The 17,985-nt window shown below is 57.1% G+C and carries 20 protein-coding genes; 7 read left to right on the top strand and 13 right to left on the bottom strand.

Features of this window, described 5'->3' with window-relative positions:
* Positions 1–13 precede the first annotated feature (13 nt).
* The 3 genes from J2X72_RS19250 to glnA all read left to right on the top strand — a co-directional run bounded on the left by J2X72_RS19250 (position 14) and on the right by glnA (position 2,889).
* Positions 14–817: a DUF72 domain-containing protein gene (locus J2X72_RS19250; protein ID WP_310074594.1), complete on the top strand. Its 804-nt coding sequence runs from the start codon at positions 14–16 to the stop codon at positions 815–817.
* A 252-nt stretch (positions 818–1,069) separates the two neighbouring features.
* Positions 1,070–1,408, top strand: coding sequence for a P-II family nitrogen regulator (locus J2X72_RS19255; RefSeq protein WP_008123000.1), 339 nt, complete (start codon positions 1,070–1,072; stop codon positions 1,406–1,408).
* A 71-nt stretch (positions 1,409–1,479) separates the two neighbouring features.
* The gene (gene glnA, locus J2X72_RS19260; RefSeq protein WP_210004245.1) at positions 1,480–2,889 is read left to right on the top strand and encodes a type I glutamate--ammonia ligase; all 1,410 of its coding nucleotides are present in this window, start codon (positions 1,480–1,482) and stop codon (positions 2,887–2,889) included.
* Between the two features lie 263 nt (positions 2,890–3,152).
* Here glnA and J2X72_RS19265 read toward each other — a convergent pair whose 3' ends face one another.
* Genes J2X72_RS19265 through crcB form a run of 3 tightly spaced genes read right to left on the bottom strand, consistent with a single transcriptional unit; the run spans position 3,153 to position 5,363 of the window.
* Complete coding sequence (locus J2X72_RS19265) at positions 3,153–3,950, bottom strand: ATP12 family chaperone protein (RefSeq protein WP_310074605.1); 798 nt, start codon at positions 3,948–3,950, stop codon at positions 3,153–3,155.
* A 12-nt stretch (positions 3,951–3,962) separates the two neighbouring features.
* A complete protein-coding gene (locus J2X72_RS19270) occupies positions 3,963–4,949 on the bottom strand; it encodes an RluA family pseudouridine synthase (RefSeq protein WP_310074606.1) in 987 nt (328 codons plus the stop codon).
* 36 nt (positions 4,950–4,985) lie between these two features.
* Positions 4,986–5,363 carry a fluoride efflux transporter CrcB gene (gene crcB, locus J2X72_RS19275; RefSeq protein WP_310074608.1) on the bottom strand — a complete coding sequence of 126 codons (378 nt, stop codon included), beginning with the start codon at positions 5,361–5,363 and terminating at the stop codon, positions 4,986–4,988.
* 199 nt (positions 5,364–5,562) lie between these two features.
* On the opposite strand from crcB, the gene J2X72_RS19280 reads away from it, so the two are divergent.
* Positions 5,563–7,338, top strand: coding sequence for a glucan ABC transporter ATP-binding protein/ permease (locus tag J2X72_RS19280; protein WP_210004258.1), 1,776 nt, complete (start codon positions 5,563–5,565; stop codon positions 7,336–7,338).
* A 48-nt stretch (positions 7,339–7,386) separates the two neighbouring features.
* On the opposite strand, the gene J2X72_RS19285 is transcribed toward J2X72_RS19280, so the two are convergent.
* Together J2X72_RS19285 and J2X72_RS19290 are read right to left on the bottom strand one after the other, a co-directional pair.
* Positions 7,387–8,700, bottom strand: coding sequence for a replication-associated recombination protein A (locus tag J2X72_RS19285; protein ID WP_310074611.1), 1,314 nt, complete (start codon positions 8,698–8,700; stop codon positions 7,387–7,389).
* An 18-nt stretch (positions 8,701–8,718) separates the two neighbouring features.
* Positions 8,719–10,095 (bottom strand): DegQ family serine endoprotease, encoded by a 1,377-nt coding sequence (locus J2X72_RS19290; protein WP_310074659.1) that lies wholly within the window; start codon positions 10,093–10,095, stop codon positions 8,719–8,721.
* 244 nt (positions 10,096–10,339) lie between these two features.
* Here J2X72_RS19290 and J2X72_RS19295 point away from each other — a divergent pair, with 244 nt between their 5' ends.
* The 3 genes from J2X72_RS19295 (at position 10,340) to J2X72_RS19305 (ending at position 12,356) form a co-directional block, all read left to right on the top strand.
* The gene (locus J2X72_RS19295) at positions 10,340–11,146 is read left to right on the top strand and encodes an AraC family transcriptional regulator (protein ID WP_310074613.1); all 807 of its coding nucleotides are present in this window, start codon (positions 10,340–10,342) and stop codon (positions 11,144–11,146) included.
* 87 nt (positions 11,147–11,233) lie between these two features.
* Positions 11,234–11,845 (top strand): LysE family translocator, encoded by a 612-nt coding sequence (locus tag J2X72_RS19300; protein WP_310074615.1) that lies wholly within the window; start codon positions 11,234–11,236, stop codon positions 11,843–11,845.
* A gap of 151 nt (positions 11,846–11,996) precedes the next feature.
* Positions 11,997–12,356: a type II toxin-antitoxin system HicB family antitoxin gene (locus tag J2X72_RS19305; RefSeq protein WP_310074618.1), complete on the top strand. Its 360-nt coding sequence runs from the start codon at positions 11,997–11,999 to the stop codon at positions 12,354–12,356.
* 80 nt (positions 12,357–12,436) lie between these two features.
* Here J2X72_RS19305 and rplQ read toward each other — a convergent pair whose 3' ends face one another.
* The 8 genes from rplQ to rpmD form a co-directional block, all read right to left on the bottom strand.
* Positions 12,437–12,865 (bottom strand): 50S ribosomal protein L17, encoded by a 429-nt coding sequence (rplQ, locus tag J2X72_RS19310; RefSeq protein ID WP_114429386.1) that lies wholly within the window; start codon positions 12,863–12,865, stop codon positions 12,437–12,439.
* Between the two features lie 70 nt (positions 12,866–12,935).
* Positions 12,936–13,949, bottom strand: coding sequence for a DNA-directed RNA polymerase subunit alpha (locus J2X72_RS19315; protein WP_106716793.1), 1,014 nt, complete (start codon positions 13,947–13,949; stop codon positions 12,936–12,938).
* Positions 13,950–14,059: 110 nt separating this feature from the next.
* Positions 14,060–14,449, bottom strand: coding sequence for a 30S ribosomal protein S11 (rpsK, locus tag J2X72_RS19320; protein ID WP_008124952.1), 390 nt, complete (start codon positions 14,447–14,449; stop codon positions 14,060–14,062).
* A gap of 131 nt (positions 14,450–14,580) precedes the next feature.
* Positions 14,581–14,949 (bottom strand): 30S ribosomal protein S13, encoded by a 369-nt coding sequence (gene rpsM / locus J2X72_RS19325; RefSeq protein WP_008124949.1) that lies wholly within the window; start codon positions 14,947–14,949, stop codon positions 14,581–14,583.
* Positions 14,950–15,161: 212 nt separating this feature from the next.
* Positions 15,162–15,812 (bottom strand): adenylate kinase, encoded by a 651-nt coding sequence (locus tag J2X72_RS19330; RefSeq protein WP_210004289.1) that lies wholly within the window; start codon positions 15,810–15,812, stop codon positions 15,162–15,164.
* A complete protein-coding gene (gene secY / locus J2X72_RS19335; protein ID WP_210004292.1) occupies positions 15,809–17,149 on the bottom strand; it encodes a preprotein translocase subunit SecY in 1,341 nt (446 codons plus the stop codon). Before secY ends, J2X72_RS19330 begins: the two co-directional genes overlap by 4 nt.
* A gap of 135 nt (positions 17,150–17,284) precedes the next feature.
* Positions 17,285–17,761 (bottom strand): 50S ribosomal protein L15, encoded by a 477-nt coding sequence (gene rplO, locus J2X72_RS19340; protein ID WP_310074625.1) that lies wholly within the window; start codon positions 17,759–17,761, stop codon positions 17,285–17,287.
* 17 nt (positions 17,762–17,778) lie between these two features.
* Positions 17,779–17,979, bottom strand: a complete 201-nt coding sequence (rpmD, locus tag J2X72_RS19345) for a 50S ribosomal protein L30 (RefSeq protein WP_106663217.1) — start codon at positions 17,977–17,979, stop codon at positions 17,779–17,781.
* Positions 17,980–17,985: the final 6 nt, after the last annotated feature.

Consider the following 17,985-nt stretch of genomic DNA (forward strand, 5'->3'; position numbering starts at 1 on the left):
GGAGGAGAAGGAGATGACCAGCGGAACCATAAGGGCGGGGATTGGCGGCTGGATTTTCGAGCCCTGGCGCGGCACCTTTTATCCAAAAGGTCTCTCCAAGACAAAGGAACTCGAATATGCAGGCCAGCACCTGCAGACGATCGAGATCAACAGCACTTACTACGGAACGCAGAAGCCTGAGACCTTTGCCAAATGGGCCAGCCAGGTGCCGGATGGCTTCGTTTTCTCGGTCAAGGGCAATCGCTTTGTCACCAACCGCCGCGTTCTCGCCGAAGCCGGCGAGTCGATTCAGCGCTTCGTCAGATCCGGTATAGCCGAGCTTGGCGACCGGCTGGGCCCGCTGGTCTGGCAATTTGCACCGACAAAAAAGTTCGATGCGGATGATTTTGGCGCCTTTCTCGACCTCTTGCCAAAAAACGAATCCGGCCTTGCCCTGCGCCATGCGGTCGAGGTCCGCCATCCTTCCTTCATCGATCCCGACTTCATTGCCCTCGTCCGCCAGAAAGGTGTGGCAGTGGTTTATGCCGAACATGTCGAATATCCGGAAATTGCCGACGTGACTGCTGATTTCGTTTATGCCCGTCTGCAGAAGGGGGATGATACCATCGAAACCGCCTACCCTGCCAAGGCGCTTGATCAATGGGCAGATCGCGTCAAACATTGGGCAAAGGGCGATGTACCCGATGACCTGCCACTCGCCTCTCCCAAGCAGCACCCGGAAAAGCAGCCTCGCGACGTTTTTGTTTACTTCATCCACGAAGGCAAAGTGCACGCGCCGCAGGCAGCCCAGGCGCTGACCCAGCGTGTGAACGCATAATTCAAGTCGCTGAAGCGCTGTCCCTGTCTATAAAAGATGCAATCTGCTTATTTTTTCATCATCTTGCTGTATCTCCGCTAGTGTTTTACGGTGACGCGTAAGGCAGAGGGGGCGGAACTTCTGCCGCCTTCACGCGATAAACCCGGGTTCGTGGAAATATTTAAACCATTCAACCGAGTTGGCATGCTTCCTGCTTTTTGAAGTGAAAGCGGGCAAGAGGCCCGTTTCTATGCATAGGGAGATTGTTCTCTGATGAAGAAAATCGAAGCCATCATCAAACCATTCAAACTGGATGAGGTGAAAGAGGCACTGCAGGAAGTGGGGCTTCAGGGCATCACAGTGACCGAAGCGAAGGGCTTTGGCCGTCAAAAAGGTCATACCGAATTGTATCGCGGCGCTGAATATGTCGTCGACTTCCTGCCGAAGGTGAAAGTCGAGATCGTTCTGGGCGACGAATCCGTCGAGGCCGCCATCGAGGCAATCCGCAAAGCTGCGCAGACCGGCCGTATCGGCGATGGAAAAATCTTTGTATCCAACATTGAAGAAGTTGTGCGTATCCGGACCGGAGAGTCCGGCATCGACGCCATCTGACCCCCAATACCCTCCGCTGGCTCGTTCGCGCCGGCAACCAGTATCATCGTCGCTTAACAAGGAAAATTGATATGACGACCGCTAAAGATATTCTGAAACAGATCAAAGACAACGACGTAAAATTCCTTGATCTCCGCTTCACTGATCCCAAGGGGAAGCTGCAGCACGTGACGATGGACATTGCTGAAGTTGACGAAGACATGTTCGCCGATGGCGTCATGTTCGACGGCTCTTCCATTGCCGGCTGGAAGGCCATCAATGAGTCCGACATGGTTCTCATGCCAGACACCGACACGGTTCACATGGATCCGTTTTTCGCGCAGTCTACCATGGTTATCCTTTGCGATATTCTCGATCCGATCTCCGGCGAATCCTATAATCGCGATCCGCGCGGCACGGCCAAGAAAGCCGAAGCCTACATGAAGGCAGAGGGTATCGGCGACACCATCTTCGTTGGCCCGGAAGCTGAGTTCTTCGTCTTCGACGACGTCAAGTACAAGGCGGATCCCTACAATACCGGCTTCAAGGTCGACTCTACCGAACTGCCCTCGAACGACGATACCGACTACGAAACCGGCAACCTGGGCCATCGTCCGCGCATCAAGGGCGGTTATTTTCCTGTCCCGCCAATCGATAGCGCGCAGGATATGCGTTCGGAGATGCTCACTGTCCTCACGGAGATGGGCGTACGCGTTGAAAAGCACCACCACGAAGTGGCTGCAGCACAGCACGAGCTTGGCATCAAATTCGACGCCCTCACCCGCAACGCCGACAAGATGCTGATCTATAAATACGTGGTGCATCAGGTCGCCAATGCCTATGGCAAGACAGCGACTTTCATGCCGAAGCCTGTCTTTGGCGACAATGGTTCGGGCATGCACGTTCACATGTCGATCTGGAAAGACGGCAAGCCGACTTTCGCCGGCAATGAATATGCCGGTCTGTCGGAAAGCTGCCTGTTCTTCATCGGCGGTATCATCAAGCATGCCAAGGCGATCAACGCCTTCACAAACCCCTCGACCAATTCCTACAAGCGCCTGGTACCAGGCTATGAAGCTCCGGTTCTGCTGGCCTATTCCGCACGTAACCGCTCGGCATCGTGCCGCATTCCGTTCGGCTCCTCGCCGAAGTCCAAGCGTGTTGAAATTCGTTTCCCGGATCCGACAGCCAATCCGTATCTCGGCTTTGCCGCAATGCTGATGGCCGGTCTGGACGGCATCAAGAACAAGATCCATCCCGGCCAGCCGATGGACAAGGACCTCTATGATCTTCCTGCAAAGGAACTCAAAAAGATCCCGACCGTCTGTGGCTCGCTGCGTGAAGCACTCCAGAGCCTCGACAAGGATCGCGGCTTCCTGAAGGCCGGTGGCGTTTTCGATGACGATCAGATCGACTCCTTCATCGAACTGAAGATGGCCGAGGTGATGCGTTTCGAAATGACACCGCATCCGGTTGAATACGACATGTACTATTCGGTCTGATCTGGCCGAGATTTTAAAAAAAACCCCGGTGCGAGCCGGGGTTTTTTATTTCAATAGGTCCAAAAAGTCCCCGGTTGGCACGGGGTCAGTTGGGGCCCGGTTTGCGGTCTACGGTCAAGCGACCATAAAATAGGCGTTGGTCAGGGACAGCCCCCCGAAATGTTGGCAAACGGACGGCGGCAAAGCCGCCCGCCCCATCGCGATCATAGGCAAGCGCGCCGGTCGAGCTATCGTACATGATCCGATCTGAACTTCACAGAAGGTCAGAGTCGGGTGTCTAGAGCTTCCAGCATCTTCACCGCGGCGGTCATCTCGCGCTCACGCGCAGCGCGGCGGGCAGCGGCTTCGGCGTCTTCGCCCCAATGCTCGATCGTCCAGTCCTCATCAACATGCGCGAGCCTCCAGGCTTCAGCGCCGGAAATCCTGCCTTTGGCGACGGCGAGCGCGATGATTGCCGAACCGGTCAGTGTCGTGATCGTATGCAGGGCAGCAATGGCGAACGGGTCATTGAACTGGCCGAGGTGCACACTGAAAGCGCCGAGCGCCTCGCGCGGCTGCTCCACATGCATAACACCTTCCGCCAACACAAAGCGTGCGCCAAGGTCCGATGCCGCCCAATCGATGAGCGGATCCCAAAGTTCGGTCTGGCGATTGACCAGCCGCTCGGGCGAACCGGCGCGATAGCACAACATGTCGGATGATGCGAAGCGCAACACATCTTCCAGCACCGCCTGCGGATCACTTACGATTCCGTCGATCGCTGTATTGGCAAGCCGGGTTGCTGGCATCTGGGCCGGGTCGATTTCCTTTTCCTGCGCGGAAAATTCGTCGGCAATCAACTGCGCCGCGGCTCGCGTCGGTAGTGCGAGCATCTGCCGGGCCGGTGTCTTGACCGCGCGACCGTCCAGCTCGACAGCAAACTGACCGTCACGTTCGGCAACGGCGGCCTCTTTGTAGAAGCGCTTTGGCAAAGGCATTTTCGACTGAATCTGCGCGCGGCGAACAGGATCCGGGTCGGAAAGATCCTGTTTCTTGTCCATGTTGAAAAGATCGTTGCGCATTGTGACAGCCCGCTAAATGTCTTCGTCGCCGTCGCTCTCATCGAGCCCCAGCAGGTTCCATGTCTGTACCATATGGGGTGGCAATGGCGCAGTTACATCGATGACGCCGCCCGACGGGTTGGGAATACGGATCCGGCGCGCGTGCAGGTGCAAGCGGTTCTGGATACCGCCCGGGAAAGACCAGTTCGTATCCGCTTCGAAATATTTGGGGTCGCCGATGATCGGGCAACCAATGTAGGCAGCGTGCACGCGCAATTGGTGCGTGCGGCCCGTATAGGGTTCCATCTCCAGCCATGTCAGAACCTGTCCGGCCGATTCGATCACACGATAATAGGAGACGGCGTGATCCGAATCCGGTTCGCCGTGCTGGGCAACGCGCATGCGGTCGCCATCGGGCGTCGTTTCCTTGACGAGCCAGGTGGTGATCTTGTCCTCGCGCTTGCGCGGAATGCCTTTCACCAGGGCCCAATAGGTTTTCTTTGTCTCACGCTCGCGAAAAGCTGCGGTCAGCGCCTGCGCGGCGCCGCGTGTACGGGCAACCACGAGAACTCCCGACGTGTCGCGGTCGAGCCGGTGGACAAGCCGTGGCTTTTCGCCCTTCTTGTTGCGCCAGGCTTCCAGCATGTCATCGACATGACGATTGACGCCGGAACCGCCCTGCACCGCCAGACCCGCCGGCTTGTTGAAAACGAAAACCTTCGGATCTTCATAGAGCAGCATCTGCTTCAGGACATCGCCGTCGTCACGGCCGCGAATGCTCTTGCCGGTCAGATGGCCCTCGGCTTTGGAATCGACCGGCAGAGGCGGAATGCGGACGGTTTGCCCGGCCTGCAGCCTTGTGTCGGATTTGGCGCGCGATCCATCGATCCTTATCTGGCCGGACCGCAGCAATTTCTGCAGATGCCCGAAACCCAAACCAGGAAAATGTACCTTGAACCAACGGTCGAGGCGCATTTCGGCCTCACCCGTATCGACTGTCTTCTGTTCTACCGCTGCCATCAACTCTGCCTTCTTAGATCAGAGGTGCGAATAGCACTAAGTGCTCATTCTTGCGAGCCATAATCCAAAAAACAGCGCGCCGATGCTCAAGATCACGCTTGCGAGCACATAAAAAAAGGCAATTCCGAATTCACCGCGCTGCCAAAGCACCACCACATCCAGCGAAAATGAGGAAAACGTCGTGAAGCCGCCCAGAATCCCGATGGCTATGAAGAGCCGCAGTTCGGGCGACCCTTGGAAGCGGCGGGCGAGAAGCTCGATGAAAAGTCCCATGAGAAAACCGCCAATGATATTCACCGCCAATGTCCCGTACGGGAAAGCCACGCCGAAGGCCCGCGCCATCCCAACCCCGACAAGATACCGCGCGACAGATCCGATTGCGCCGCCTGAAGCCACAAGTAATATCGCGTTCATTTTACATTCAGCCTGCGCGGTTTATGTTGCCAACTCAATTGGTTGAATTATCACGGGACGTTACGCGACGTAGAAAAATGTTCCACACAGGAACGAGGAACTGGCTTAACTTTAGAGCATTGAATATTGCGGTGCACAAGAGTCTGATGCAGTGTCATTTCTACAGCGTGAGTAGCGGCCCCAGTAGCGGAGTGGCAAAGTGTCATTGTTAAACATCTATTGGAAATCGCTCCAATATCTCGGCGCTGAAAAGCGCGCGACTGTGTTTATCTGCGTCGCCAACGTAGCTCTCGCCCTCACCATGGTTGCCGAGCCTTGGCTCTTGGGACGTGTGATCGAGGCCATCGCAACAAAATCGGCCATTTTACCGGCTCTGAGCCTTTTGGCCAGCGTCGGATTGTTTCACATCGGTGCAAACGTACTCGTTTCCCGCGAGGCTGACCGGCTTGCGCATCGCCGCAAACTTGCAGTGCTCACGGAATCCTACAACCGCGTTATCAGCATGCCGCTTGCCTGGCATCATCAACGCGGAACATCCAATGCCTTGCATACGCTTTTGCGCGCCGTCGAGACCTTGTTCGGTCTGTGGCTCGAGTTCATGCGCACGCATCTTGCAACCGCTGTCGGTATCCTGTTCCTGTTCCCGCTCGCGTTGAGCCAGGATTGGCGCCTCACCTCCGTGCTGGTTGTTCTCGGCGGTCTGTACGTCATCGTCAGCCGTGTGGTTACCGCCAAGACCAAGGACGGCCAGGCTCAGGTGGAACGCCATCACATCACTGCGTTTGGTCACGTCAGTGACTCGATGAGCAACATTTCCGTGCTGCAGAGCTACAATCGCATCGAAGAAGAAACGCGCGCACTGCAATCTTACGCGAAGCAGCTCCTGGATTCGCAGTATCCCGTTTTGAACTGGTGGGCTTTGGCCAGCGGCATCAACCGCATGGCATCGACCATCTCGATGATCGTCGTTCTGCTTCTCGGTTCGTACTTCGTCATGCACGGCGAGATGGGTGTCGGCCAGGTTGTGGCATTCACGGGCTTCGCCACCCTGCTGATCGGTCGTCTCGACCAGCTCAGTGCGTTCGTGAACCAGATTTTCGCGGCCCGCGCCAAGCTTGAAGATTTCTATGAAATGGAAGCATCGGCTGCCTATGCTGTCGAGCCGAAGACGGCACACGACATCGATAATGTCAGCGGCGACGTCGAGTTCGAGAATGTTTCCTTCGAGTTCGCCAATTCGACGCAGGGCCTGAAGAACGTTTCGTTCAAGGCAAAGGCTGGGCAGACTGTCGCTATCGTCGGCCCGACCGGTGCCGGCAAGACGACGCTGATCAATCTCTTGCAGCGCGTTTACGATCCGAAGGAAGGCCGTATCCTGGTCGATGGTATCGATACGCGTACGGTCAGCCGCCGCTCGCTGCGCAACGCTATTGCGACGGTGTTCCAGGATGCGGGCATGTTCAACCGTTCGATCGAAGACAATATCCGTGTCGGCCGTCCGAAAGCCAGCGACGAGGATGTGCTTGCCGCGGCCGAAGCCGCCGATGCAAGCGACTTCATTCTCGCGAAGTCTGCCGGCTATGGTACCGTGGTCGGCGAGCGCGGGTCGCAGCTCTCCGGTGGTGAACGTCAGCGTGTCGCCATCGCCCGCGCCATCCTCAAGGATGCGCCGATCCTCGTGCTCGACGAGGCGACGAGTGCGCTCGACGTCGAGACGGAAGCACGTGTCAAGGTTGCGGTGGACAAGCTGTGCCAGAACCGCACGACCTTCATCATCGCTCACCGTCTCTCGACTGTCCGCGATGCCGACATCGTGCTCTTCATGGACCAGGGCGAAATCATCGAGTCCGGTAGCTTCGATGCCCTGGCGCGCCAGAACGGCCGCTTCAGTTCGCTGCTGAAGGCGGGTGGCCTGAAGCTCGACGACGATACGGCCAATGTAACGCCCTTCCCGCGCAAGCCGGAAGCCGCTTAACGGACAAACAGCACACAAAAAGAAGGGCCGCTTTTCAGCGGCCTTTCTTTATTCCTCGCCGCGTTCCCGCCGCAGCTTGTTCCAATAGTCGATGCGCTTGCGTATCTCGCGCTCGAACCCGCGTTCCGGCGGATCGTAAAACGTCTGCCGGCCAAGCGCTTCCGGAAAATAATTCTGGCCTGAAAAAGCCTCGGGTTCGTCGTGGTCATAAGCGTAACCCTTGCCGTAGCCCTCGCCCTTCATCAGTTTCGTCGGCGCATTGAGGATATGCTTCGGCGGTACAAGCGATCCGTTTTCCTTGGCCGCGCGTGTTGCCGCCTTATAGGCCAGATAGACAGCATTGGATTTCGGTGCGGTGGCGAGATAGACGCAAGCCTGCGCCAGCGCCAGTTCGCCCTCGGGCGAGCCCAGATAGTCATAGGCATCCTTGGCGGCATTGCAGATCACGAGCGCCTGTGGATCGGCCATGCCGATGTCCTCGCTTGCCATGCGCACGAGCCGCCGCCCGAGGTAGAGCGGGTCTTCACCCGCATCGAACATCCGGCAAAGGTAATAGAGCGCTGCATCAGGGTCCGAGCCCCGCACGGATTTATGCAGCGCCGAGATCAAATTGTAATGACCGTCCTGGCTCTTGTCGTAGACCGGCGCGCGCCGCTGGACGATCTGCTGCACTCTCTCTGCGTCGAAGATCTCGCCGTCACGTGCCGCCCGCCAAACTTCTTCGGCAAGCGTCAGGATAGCCCGCCCATCACCGTCCGCCATCCGCACGAGGCTTGCGCGCGCCTCATCGTTCAGCGGTAGGGCCTTGCCTTCATGACTTTCCGCGCGTTCGAGCAGGGCGGTCAGGCTCGCCTCGTCATGTGGATGAAACACCAGCACCCGTGCCCGCGACAACAAGGCCGCATTCAATTCAAAGGACGGGTTTTCCGTGGTCGCGCCGACGAGGACGATCGTGCCATTCTCCATCACCGGCAAGAACGAATCCTGCTGCGCCCGGTTGAAGCGATGTGTTTCGTCGACGAACAGCAATGTCTGACGGCCTGACATCTTTCGCGAGCGCGCCATGTCGAAGACCTTTTTCAGGTCCGCCACACCGGAGAAGATCGCGGAGATCTGTTCGAATGCAAGGTTCGTCTCGTTGGCGAGAAGCCGCGCCACGGTCGTCTTGCCGGTTCCAGGCGGCCCCCAGAAAATCATCGAGCCGAGCGAGCCGGACGCGATCATCCGCGTCAACGCGCCTTCGGGCCCAGTCAGATGCTCCTGACCAGTGACCTCGCCCAGAGATTTTGGCCGCAACCGGTCGGCAAGCGGCCGGCTCCTGTCCAATGCCGGATCGTCATTGACCGAAAACAGGTCAGCCATATTCTCTATTTGCCTCGCCTAGCGAATGATTTGCCGTATTATGGCACCGCCGCGTTCGAATTCGAAGCGCCAAAGCGAAGGATCGCTGGACATCGCCTTGCTCAATTCGGCGATGGTCTGGATTTCAACTCCATTCACACCGCGAATGATATCTCCAGGACGTAAACCTATACGCGCAGCCGGCGAATTGCGGGTCACCTTGTCCACCGCCACACCGTCAGTGTCAGCTGGCAACTGCAGGCGAGCGGCGCTGCTTGGCGTCAGCTTGAGGACGAGCGCACCCGACAGCGGGTTCTTGCCCCCGATCAACAGCTGATTGTCGGGGGAGTCGGCACGGGGCTTTTCGAGCGAAACCGTCACCGTCTTTTCCGTTGCCCGGCTGAGCACACCGAGTTTCACGGCCTTGCCAATTCCGGCCGTCGTCAGGCGGTAGCCGAGACCATCTGGATTCTCGATCCGCACATCATCGACAGTTAAAACCACGTCGCCGACGAGAAGCCCGCCCTTTTCCGCCGGGCTGCCCTTCGTGATATTGGTCACCAGTGCACCATAAGGCTGCTTCATGCCCAGACCTTCCGCTACATCGGGTGTCACATTCTGGAAAGTAGCGCCAATATAGGGCCGCTCGAACCGGTCCGCGCCACCCTTTGCCGTCTCGACAACGGCGCGTACCATATTGGCGGGAATGGCAAAACCGATACCTACCGATCCGCCTGAGCGCGAGAATATCGCTGTGTTGATACCGATGAGCTTGCCATCCATGCCGATCAGCGCGCCACCGGAATTGCCGGGATTGATCGCCGCATCGGTCTGGATAAAGAAGTCGAAATCAGAAATGCCGACCCGGGTGCGCGCCTGCGCCGAAACTATGCCGCTCGTCACCGTCTGGCCGACGCCGAAGGGATTGCCGATAGCGAGCACCAGATCGCCAACTTCGACCTTGTCAGAATCCCCCAAACCCAAAGACGGCAATGGCTCGCCCGCGTCGATCTTCAAAATTGCAAGATCTGTGGATTCATCCTTGAGCAGAACCTTCGAGTCGAACTCACGTCCATCGGATAGTGCCACTTTCACCGTGTCGGCATCGCGGATGACGTGATTGTTGGTGACGATGATCCCGGAAGGATCGGTAATCACGCCTGAACCAAGCGACGATTGCACGCGCGGCGGTGCGTTGAATTGTCCGCCGCCGAAGAATTGCTCGAAGAAGGGATCGCCGGCAAAGGGCGAGCGCGTTTGCACCTCATGGGCCGCATAGACATTCACAACGGCGCCCGCGGTTTGCTTCACAAGTGGCGCAAAGGAAAGCTGCAACTCACTGCGTGTCGTAGGCAACTGCTTAGTCGTATCGGTTGCCGTTTGCGCGTGAAGCGGGATAACCATTCCCGAAAGCATGGCGGTGCAAAGGAAGAGTGCCCGCACTGACGCAACGGTTTTGGAACGCATATCAATCTCCGGGTGCCTGATGAATCAATCCAAGTGTCTCGATCAATGTGATGATTTCGAAGGGAGATACCAGCGAAGAAACAAAGCAAATTTGAGACAAAAGGTATCATCATGAACGTGTGAGGCGCGATCTTCATCGATCGCTGCGTTTGGGGTATGGTTTAAGGGATCAGGTGTCATAAGAAATCGGGACATGCCAAAAGGCCAGTTCAGGATATTTCCATGCGGAGTTGCCGGTATCGAGGTGGTCGAAGCTGCCACGAACCATGCCTTTGCGCGCCATTCGCACGAGCAATATGGAATCGGCGTTATCCATCAGGGCGCGCAGAAATCCTTGAGCGGCCGCGGCCAAGTGGAGGCGGGTCCGGGCGACATCATCACCGTCAACCCGGGCGAGGTGCATGACGGCATGCCCATCGGCGATGCCGGACGTTCATGGCGCATGCTCTATTTCGATCCGGCCATCATCAGCGAAGCCATTGACGACATGCATGAGGCCGCCACCAAGACCCGCGAGTTCATCCGGCCAGTGATGAGCGACGCGAATGTCGCGACTGTTTTCCAGCGCCTCTTCGCAATCATGAAAACCGCCAATTCGCCTGAACTTCAACGTGAAGAACTGTTGGTGCAATTGCTCCCCTCGATTACTCGCGAACGCAATGAACAAGATGGTTCAAGCCAAGCGTTTGCTGCCATCCACCGTGCAAGGAGTTTGATAGATGACGCGCCGACTATTCCTGTGACGCTTGCCGATCTTGCACGAACGAGCGGCTTGAGCCGATTTCAGGTTCTGCGCGGTTTTGTCAAAGCAACTGGCTTCACGCCGCATGGCTATCTCATGCAACGCCGGATCGACTTTGCCCGCCGTCTCATCGCCAATGGATCGCCTTTGGCCGATGCAGCTGCCACGAGCGGTTTCGCTGATCAGAGCCACATGACCCGCCTGTTTGTGCGCAAGTATGGACTTTCTCCCGGCGCTTACGCTGCCGCTTTCGCCTGATTTTCCGCCCAGCTGCAATCCTGTTCAAGACGAGCACCCACCGATTGGCTTCAGTGCATTCTCCGAGCATGCAGAAGGAGAACAGTCGTGGGCTTCGAATTCCTCATCACTTCGTTGATCATCGTCGTCTCGCCCGGCACGGGTGTCGTCTACACCTTGGCGACAGGTCTTGCGCGCGGCGCGCGCGCCAGTGTGGCGGCGGCTTTTGGCTGCACCATCGGCATCATTCCGCACATGGCGGCAGCTATCGGAGGGCTGGCGGCAATTCTAAACACCAGTGCCCTCGCCTTCCACACTTTCAAATATGCGGGTGTTGTCTATCTGCTCTATATGGCCTGGAACGCATTGCGCGAGAAAGGCTCGCTGAATGTCGACAGCGAAGCCGGAGAAAGGTCGCTGATGCAGGTGACGATTACAGCGATCCTGATCAATATCCTCAACCCGAAACTATCGATTTTCTTCCTGGCTTTCCTGCCGCAGTTCGTCAGCGCCACGGAGCCGCATCCGCTCCAGCGCATGCTAACCTTAAGCGCAGCTTTCATGCTGATGACCTTCGTCGTGTTCGTCGGGTACGGCCTTTTCGCGGCCTCGGTCCGCGATCAGGTCATTTCGCGCCCGCGCATCCTGACGTGGATGCGCCGCAGTTTCGCCGGAGCGTTTGTTGCCCTCGGCTTAAAACTTGCGCTTGCCGATCGGTAATGGGCAGTTCGTAAAGCCTGAACAGGCTATTAGCCTAAGGACCAATGTTTCCATCTCGCGTTCTGGACTAGCTTAAGCAAACCGCAGCGGCGTTCAGGCATGGCAATATTTTTGCGCTTCTTGGACTTGCTCGATCGTATTGAGGAAGAACATGGAAACTAGGCACCAAACATTATCGCGTTTTGAAATAAGGCCCCTGACTGATCAGGAAGGAACCGGTTATCTCGTAGAATTTCCCGACTACCCCGGATGCATTGCAGACGGCGAAACGCCAGAAGCGGCGCTCAAAGAAGATCGGGATGCTCTCAAATCTTATATTGAGACATTGAAGGAACTGGGCCGAGCAGTGCCCGAGGCCGGCGAAGTGTACGGCGGCCAATGGCGCCAGCGCGTGCCGAAATCCTTGCATGCAGCCCTTGCCCGACGCGCCGATCGCGAGGGCGTTTCACTCAATAAGCTGGCAACAGCACTGCTCGCCGAAGGGCTAGGCAGGAAAGCAGCGTCCGACTAGAGCCGCTTGCGACACCAAGACAAACAGAAAAAGGGGCGTGAGCCCCCTTCTCAATTCTTAATTCCAGGTCGAAGCGTTGCTTACGCTGCTTCGGCTTCGTTTTCGCGTTCGGCTTCAACGCGGGCCAAATCCTTGGAACCCTTGGCGTTGACATCGCGATCGACGAATTCGACAACGGCGAGCGGTGCATTGTCACCGGCGCGGAAGCCTGCCTTCATGATGCGGATATAGCCGCCATTGCGCTGGCCATAGCGCGGAGCAAGCGTATCGAACAGCTTGGCTACGAGCTTGGCATCGCGGATGGCCGAAATAGCCTGACGACGAGCGTGCAGATCACCGCGCTTGCCGAGTGTGACAAGCTTTTCAACGATGGGACGAATTTCCTTGGCCTTGGGCAGCGTTGTCACGATCTGCTCATGCTCGATCAGTGATGCAGCCATATTGGCAAACATCGCCTTGCGATGGCTGGCAGTCCGGTTAAGCTTGCGGCCTGAATTACCGTGGCGCATGAGCCTTCTCCTTAGTTTCTCTTTTTCGGGCTCATGGCCCGGGCTTTAAATTCGGGCAGAGCCCGGGTTGTTAATACTGGTCTTCGTAACGCTTCGCGAGATCTTCGATGTTCTCTGGCGGCCATGAAGGAACTTCCATACCGAGATGGAGACCCATGGAAGCGAGAACTTCCTTGATTTCGTTCAGCGACTTGCGGCCGAAGTTCGGCGTGCGCAGCATCTCTGCTTCCGTCTTCTGAATGAGATCGCCAATGTAGACGATGTTATCATTCTTCAGGCAGTTTGCCGAGCGAACCGAAAGTTCGAGTTCATCGACCTTCTTGAGCAGTGCAGGATTGAACGCGAGTTCGGTAACCTGTTCCTGCTGAACTTCCTTCTGCGGCTCGTCGAAGTTGACGAAGATCGCGAGCTGGTCCTGGAGAATACGCGCTGCATAGGCAACGGCATCTTCACCGGAGATCGAACCATCGGTCTCGATCGAAAGAATCAGCTTGTCGTAATCGAGAACCTGGCCCTCGCGGGTGTTCTCGATCTTGTAGGATACCTTGCGGACCGGCGAATAAAGGCTATCGACCGGGATCAAGCCGATCGGAGCGTCTTCTGCGCGGTTGCGGTCAGCCGGAACGTAGCCCTTGCCGGTGTTGACAGTGAATTCCATGCGGATTTCAGCGCCTTCATCGAGCGTGCAGATAACGTGATCCGGGTTGAGGATCTCGATATCGCCAACAGTCTGGATATCGCCAGCTGTCACAACGCCCGGGCCTTCCTTGCGGACGACCATGCGCTTGGGCCCATCGCTCTCCATGTGGATAGCGATTTCCTTGATGTTGAGGACGATGTCCGTCACATCTTCACGCACGCCGGGGATCGACGAGAATTCATGCAGAACGCCGTCGATCTGTACAGCCGTCACAGCAGCGCCGCGCAGCGAGGACAGGAGCACACGGCGCAAGGCGTTGCCGAGCGTCAAGCCGTAACCGCGTTCAAGCGGCTCGGCGACGACCGTTGCCTTGGTCTTCGAGCCGGAGGTCTGGAACTCGACCTTGTTCGGCTTGATCAATTCTTGCCAGTTCTTCTGGATCATCTATTTTTCCTTCATCCTTGCCTTTACCACCATCCAATCGTGGCATTGAGGCGTGGAAACCGCAGAGGAGCTGAAAGCCAGCTCATGCGGCCTATGCTTGTCGCAATAAATTATACGCGGCGACGCTTGCGCGGGCGGCAGCCATTGTGCGGGATCGGCGTTACATCGCGGATCGATGTGATCGTGAAACCGGCAGCCTGCAGTGCACGCAGAGCCGATTCACGGCCGGAACCCGGTCCGCAAACCTCGACTTCGAGCGAGCGCATGCCATGTTCCTGCGCCTTCTTGGCACAATCTTCAGCAGCCATCTGGGCAGCGAAGGGCGTGGACTTGCGTGAGCCCTTGAAGCCCTGTGCACCGGCGGAAGACCAGGCAATCGCATTGCCCTGTGCATCCGTGATGGTGATCATCGTATTGTTGAATGTCGAATTGACGTGGGCAACGCCCGACGAAATATTCTTGCGCTCGCGACGGCGAACGCGCGTGGCTTCTTTGGCCATGGTAGTCCTTTCAGTTGATCTCGACGCCTCCGTATTTCCAGAGGCTACACCGCGGTTTCAGTTAGAGTGCGAAACCAGCACTTGGTTCGCCCGAAAAGGCGAATCCGGCGCAGCGAGCCGCGCCGGAAATCTTACTTCTTCTTGCCGGCGATTGCCTTGGCAGGACCCTTGCGGGTACGCGCATTGGTATGCGTACGCTGACCGCGAACCGGCAGCGAGCGGCGATGACGCAGGCCGCGGTAGCAGCCCAGATCCATCAGACGCTTGATGTTCATGGAAACTTCACGGCGCAGATCACCTTCTACATGGTAATCGCGATCGATTGTTTCACGAATCTGCAACACTTCCGCATCGGTCAACTGATTGACGCGACGCTCTGCAGGAATGCCGACCTTCTCGACGATTTCCTGCGCAAACTTTTGACCAATCCCGTGAATGTACTGAAGCGCGATGACAACGCGCTTGTTCGTCGGGATGTTGACGCCAGCGATACGAGCCACGTCTGTTCTCCTTGTTGACCGGCAGAGCTGGGTGACCGATGCGGCAGCCAGATGACGGGATGAAAATTATATTCGGCGACAAACACAAACGATCAGCCCCGAACCACTCTTACCGGATCGGCGCCGACCGCTTTATATTCCCAAGCGAATTTGCGCCGTACTTGAAGGAATCGCCGTGAAAAGTCAACTCCTTCGATGAAATTATGTCAGACTTATAAATCCGACAGAATTTTTTCGATCGATGCGGTGACATCGTCCATGTCGGCCATGCCATCGACCTTCCTCAGCTTGCCCTTGGCATAGTAGTAGCCAATCAGCGGCGAGGTCTGCTTGTAGTACGCCTCGAGGCGCGTGCGCACCGTTTCGGCATTGTCGTCTGGACGGCGCTTGAATTCCGTCGAACCGCATTTGTCGCAGACACCTGCCACATGCGGCTTCTTGTTGGTGTCATGATATCCGGTACCGCATTTCGCGCAGGAATAGCGGCCGGATATACGCTCGACGAGGACGTTGTCATCGACTTCGAGCTCGATGACGCAATCAAGCTCGAGGCCCTTGTCGGCCAGCATTTGTTCCACCGCGTCTGCCTGGATCAACGTTCTCGGATAACCGTCTAGGATGAACCCGTTGACCGCATCCGGCTGATCGATGCGTTCGGAAACGATTGCATTGACGATCTCGTCGGACACCAGCTTGCCGGCATCCATGACAGCCTTGGCGCGCAAACCGACATCGGTTCCGGCCTTCACTGCGTCACGCAGCATGTCCCCCGTGGAGAGCTGCGGTACACCAAATTTTTCTACCAAGCGCTGAGACTGAGTTCCCTTACCTGCCCCCGGTGGTCCGAGAAGTATTAATCTCATCTGTTGCGTTTCCCTCCCCGGAGCTTCGACTTCTTGATCAGCCCTTCATACTGGTGCGCAATCAGATGACCCTGGATCTGTGCAACCGTATCGAGCGTAACGCTCACGACAATCAACAGCGACGTACCGCCCAGATAGAAAGGAACGCCGGCCCACGAAATCAGGAACTCAGGCAACATGCAGATGACGACGAGATAGATTGCACCAAGAACCGTGACACGCGTGAGAACATAATCGATATACTCGGCCGTACGCTCGCCGGGGCGAATACCGGGGATGAAACCGGAATGTTTCTTCAACTGGTCGGCCGTGTCCTTCGGATTGAAGACGAGCGCCGTATAGAAGAAGGCGAAGAAAACGATCATCGCTGCATAAAGTGCCATATAGGCAGGCTGGCCATGACCGAGCGACGACAGGATGGTCGTTGCCCAAGCTGGCATCTGATGGCTCTGCGCGAAGCCGGCAATGGTGGCTGGCAACAGCAGCAGCGACGAGGCGAAGATCGGCGGAATAACGCCGGCGGTATTCAGCTTCAGCGGCAGATGCGAGGTGTCGCCCTGGAACATCCGATTACCGACCTGGCGCTTCGGATACTGGATCAGCAAGCGGCGCTGTGCGCGCTCGACAAAGACGATGATGCCGATGACGGCGATGGTCAGAACGATGATCGCCAGAATCACACCGGTCGACAGCGCACCGGTACGGCCGAGTTCGAGAGTACCGGAAATGGCCTGCGGCAGATTGGCGACGATACCGGAGAAGATGATCAGCGAGATACCGTTGCCGATGCCGCGTGCGGTAATCTGCTCGCCCAGCCACATCAGGAACATGGTCCCGCCGACAAGCGTGATAACCGTCGAGAACAGGAAGAATGGACCCGGATTGGTAACGATGCCCTGGCTGCCCTGCAGGCCAGCGGCAATCGCGTAGGCCTGAACCGTTGCCAGAAGCACGGTGCCATAGCGCGTATACTGATTGATGACCTTGCGGCCTTGCTCGCCATCCTTTTTCAGCTGCTCAAGCGCCGGAACGACCGACGTCATCAGCTGGACGATGATCGAAGCCGAGATATAGGGCATGATGCCGAGTGCAAAGATCGCCATGCGCGCAACGGCACCGCCGGCGAACATGTTGAACATGCCGAGAATGCCCTGCGACTGGTGGTTGAAGGCCTGGGCATAGGCGGCAAGGTTGATACCTGGTAGCGGGATGTATGTTCCAAGCCGGTAGACCAGCAATGCGCCAAGCGTAAACCAGATGCGCTTTTTGAGCTCATCGGCCTTCGAGAAAGCAGAGAAATTGAGATTTGACGCTAGCTGTTCAGCGGCTGAAGCCATTATAGTCTCCGGTCTGTGCCCTTTCGGGGCTCCATCTTGTTACCCGCAGCGGGAATCGATGGTCCTACCCAGATATGTGCCCTTAAGAAAAGGTACAAGCGGCGATCACGAAGAACGCCGCCTGTATGGTCATTTTTACTCGGCTGCTGCAGGAGCAACTGGAAGCTTGACGGTACCGCCGGCCTTCTCGATCTTTTCGATCGCAGCCTTGGATGCACCGGCAACCTCGAAGGTCACAGCCGTCTTGATCTCGCCATCCGACAAGAGACGCACGCCATCCTTGGCGCGGCGGATGATACCGGCAGCCTTGAGGGTGTCGAGCGTAACCGTTGCCTTCGCATCGAGCTTCTTGGCATCGATAGCAGCCTGGACACGGCCAACCGACACAACGTTGAAGCTCTTCGAGAAGATGTTGGTAAAGCCGCGCTTTGGCAAGCGACGGTAAAGTGGCATCTGTCCGCCCTCGAAACCGTTGATGGCAACGCCCGAACGCGACTTCTGTCCCTTGACACCGCGGCCGGCCGTCTTGCCCGAACCGGAACCGATACCACGGCCAACACGCTTGCGTGCCTTGGTGGCGCCTGGATTTTCACTCAGATCATTGAGTTTCATTTGTCTAATCTCCGGTATCAAGCCTCGTCCACAACGCGGACGAGATGTTGAACCTTTGCAATCATGCCGCGAATTGAAGGCGTATCTTCAAGCGTACGGCGGCGATGCATCTTATTGAGGCCCAGGCCGATCAGCGTTGCGCGCTGCTCTGCCGGACGGCGGATAGGGCTGCCGATCTGTTCGACCGTAACCGTCTTACCCTTCTTCTTCTCAACCATGACTTT

The organism is Phyllobacterium sp. 1468 (assembly GCF_031455525.1).
Taxonomy (GTDB): Bacteria; Pseudomonadota; Alphaproteobacteria; order Rhizobiales; family Rhizobiaceae; genus Phyllobacterium.

Bases quoted from the DNA above. Each gene is read 5' to 3' on its own strand.
- J2X72_RS19285 (WP_310074611.1), bottom strand. From the start codon at position 8,700: ATGGCTGACCTGTTTTCGGTCAATGACGATCCGGCATTGGACAGGAGC.
- J2X72_RS19265 (WP_310074605.1), bottom strand. From the start codon at position 3,950: ATGCGCAACGATCTTTTCAACATGGACAAGAAACAGGATCTTTCCGAC.
- J2X72_RS19305 (WP_310074618.1), top strand. From the start codon at position 11,997: ATGGAAACTAGGCACCAAACATTATCGCGTTTTGAAATAAGGCCCCTG.
- rpmD (WP_106663217.1), bottom strand. From the start codon at position 17,979: ATGGTTGAGAAGAAGAAGGGTAAGACGGTTACGGTCGAACAGATCGGC.
- rplQ (WP_114429386.1), bottom strand. From the start codon at position 12,865: ATGCGCCACGGTAATTCAGGCCGCAAGCTTAACCGGACTGCCAGCCAT.
- crcB (WP_310074608.1), bottom strand. From the start codon at position 5,363: ATGAACGCGATATTACTTGTGGCTTCAGGCGGCGCAATCGGATCTGTC.
- J2X72_RS19255 (WP_008123000.1), top strand. From the start codon at position 1,070: ATGAAGAAAATCGAAGCCATCATCAAACCATTCAAACTGGATGAGGTG.
- J2X72_RS19330 (WP_210004289.1), bottom strand. From the start codon at position 15,812: ATGAGATTAATACTTCTCGGACCACCGGGGGCAGGTAAGGGAACTCAG.
- rpsK (WP_008124952.1), bottom strand. From the start codon at position 14,449: ATGGCCAAAGAAGCCACGCGCGTTCGCCGTCGCGAGCGCAAGAATATT.
- glnA (WP_210004245.1), top strand. From the start codon at position 1,480: ATGACGACCGCTAAAGATATTCTGAAACAGATCAAAGACAACGACGTA.
- J2X72_RS19270 (WP_310074606.1), bottom strand. From the start codon at position 4,949: ATGGCAGCGGTAGAACAGAAGACAGTCGATACGGGTGAGGCCGAAATG.
- J2X72_RS19295 (WP_310074613.1), top strand. From the start codon at position 10,340: ATGCCAAAAGGCCAGTTCAGGATATTTCCATGCGGAGTTGCCGGTATC.
- J2X72_RS19250 (WP_310074594.1), top strand. From the start codon at position 14: ATGACCAGCGGAACCATAAGGGCGGGGATTGGCGGCTGGATTTTCGAG.
- secY (WP_210004292.1), bottom strand. From the start codon at position 17,149: ATGGCTTCAGCCGCTGAACAGCTAGCGTCAAATCTCAATTTCTCTGCT.
- rplO (WP_310074625.1), bottom strand. From the start codon at position 17,761: ATGAAACTCAATGATCTGAGTGAAAATCCAGGCGCCACCAAGGCACGC.
- J2X72_RS19315 (WP_106716793.1), bottom strand. From the start codon at position 13,949: ATGATCCAGAAGAACTGGCAAGAATTGATCAAGCCGAACAAGGTCGAG.
- J2X72_RS19290 (WP_310074659.1), bottom strand. From the start codon at position 10,095: ATGCTTTCGGGAATGGTTATCCCGCTTCACGCGCAAACGGCAACCGAT.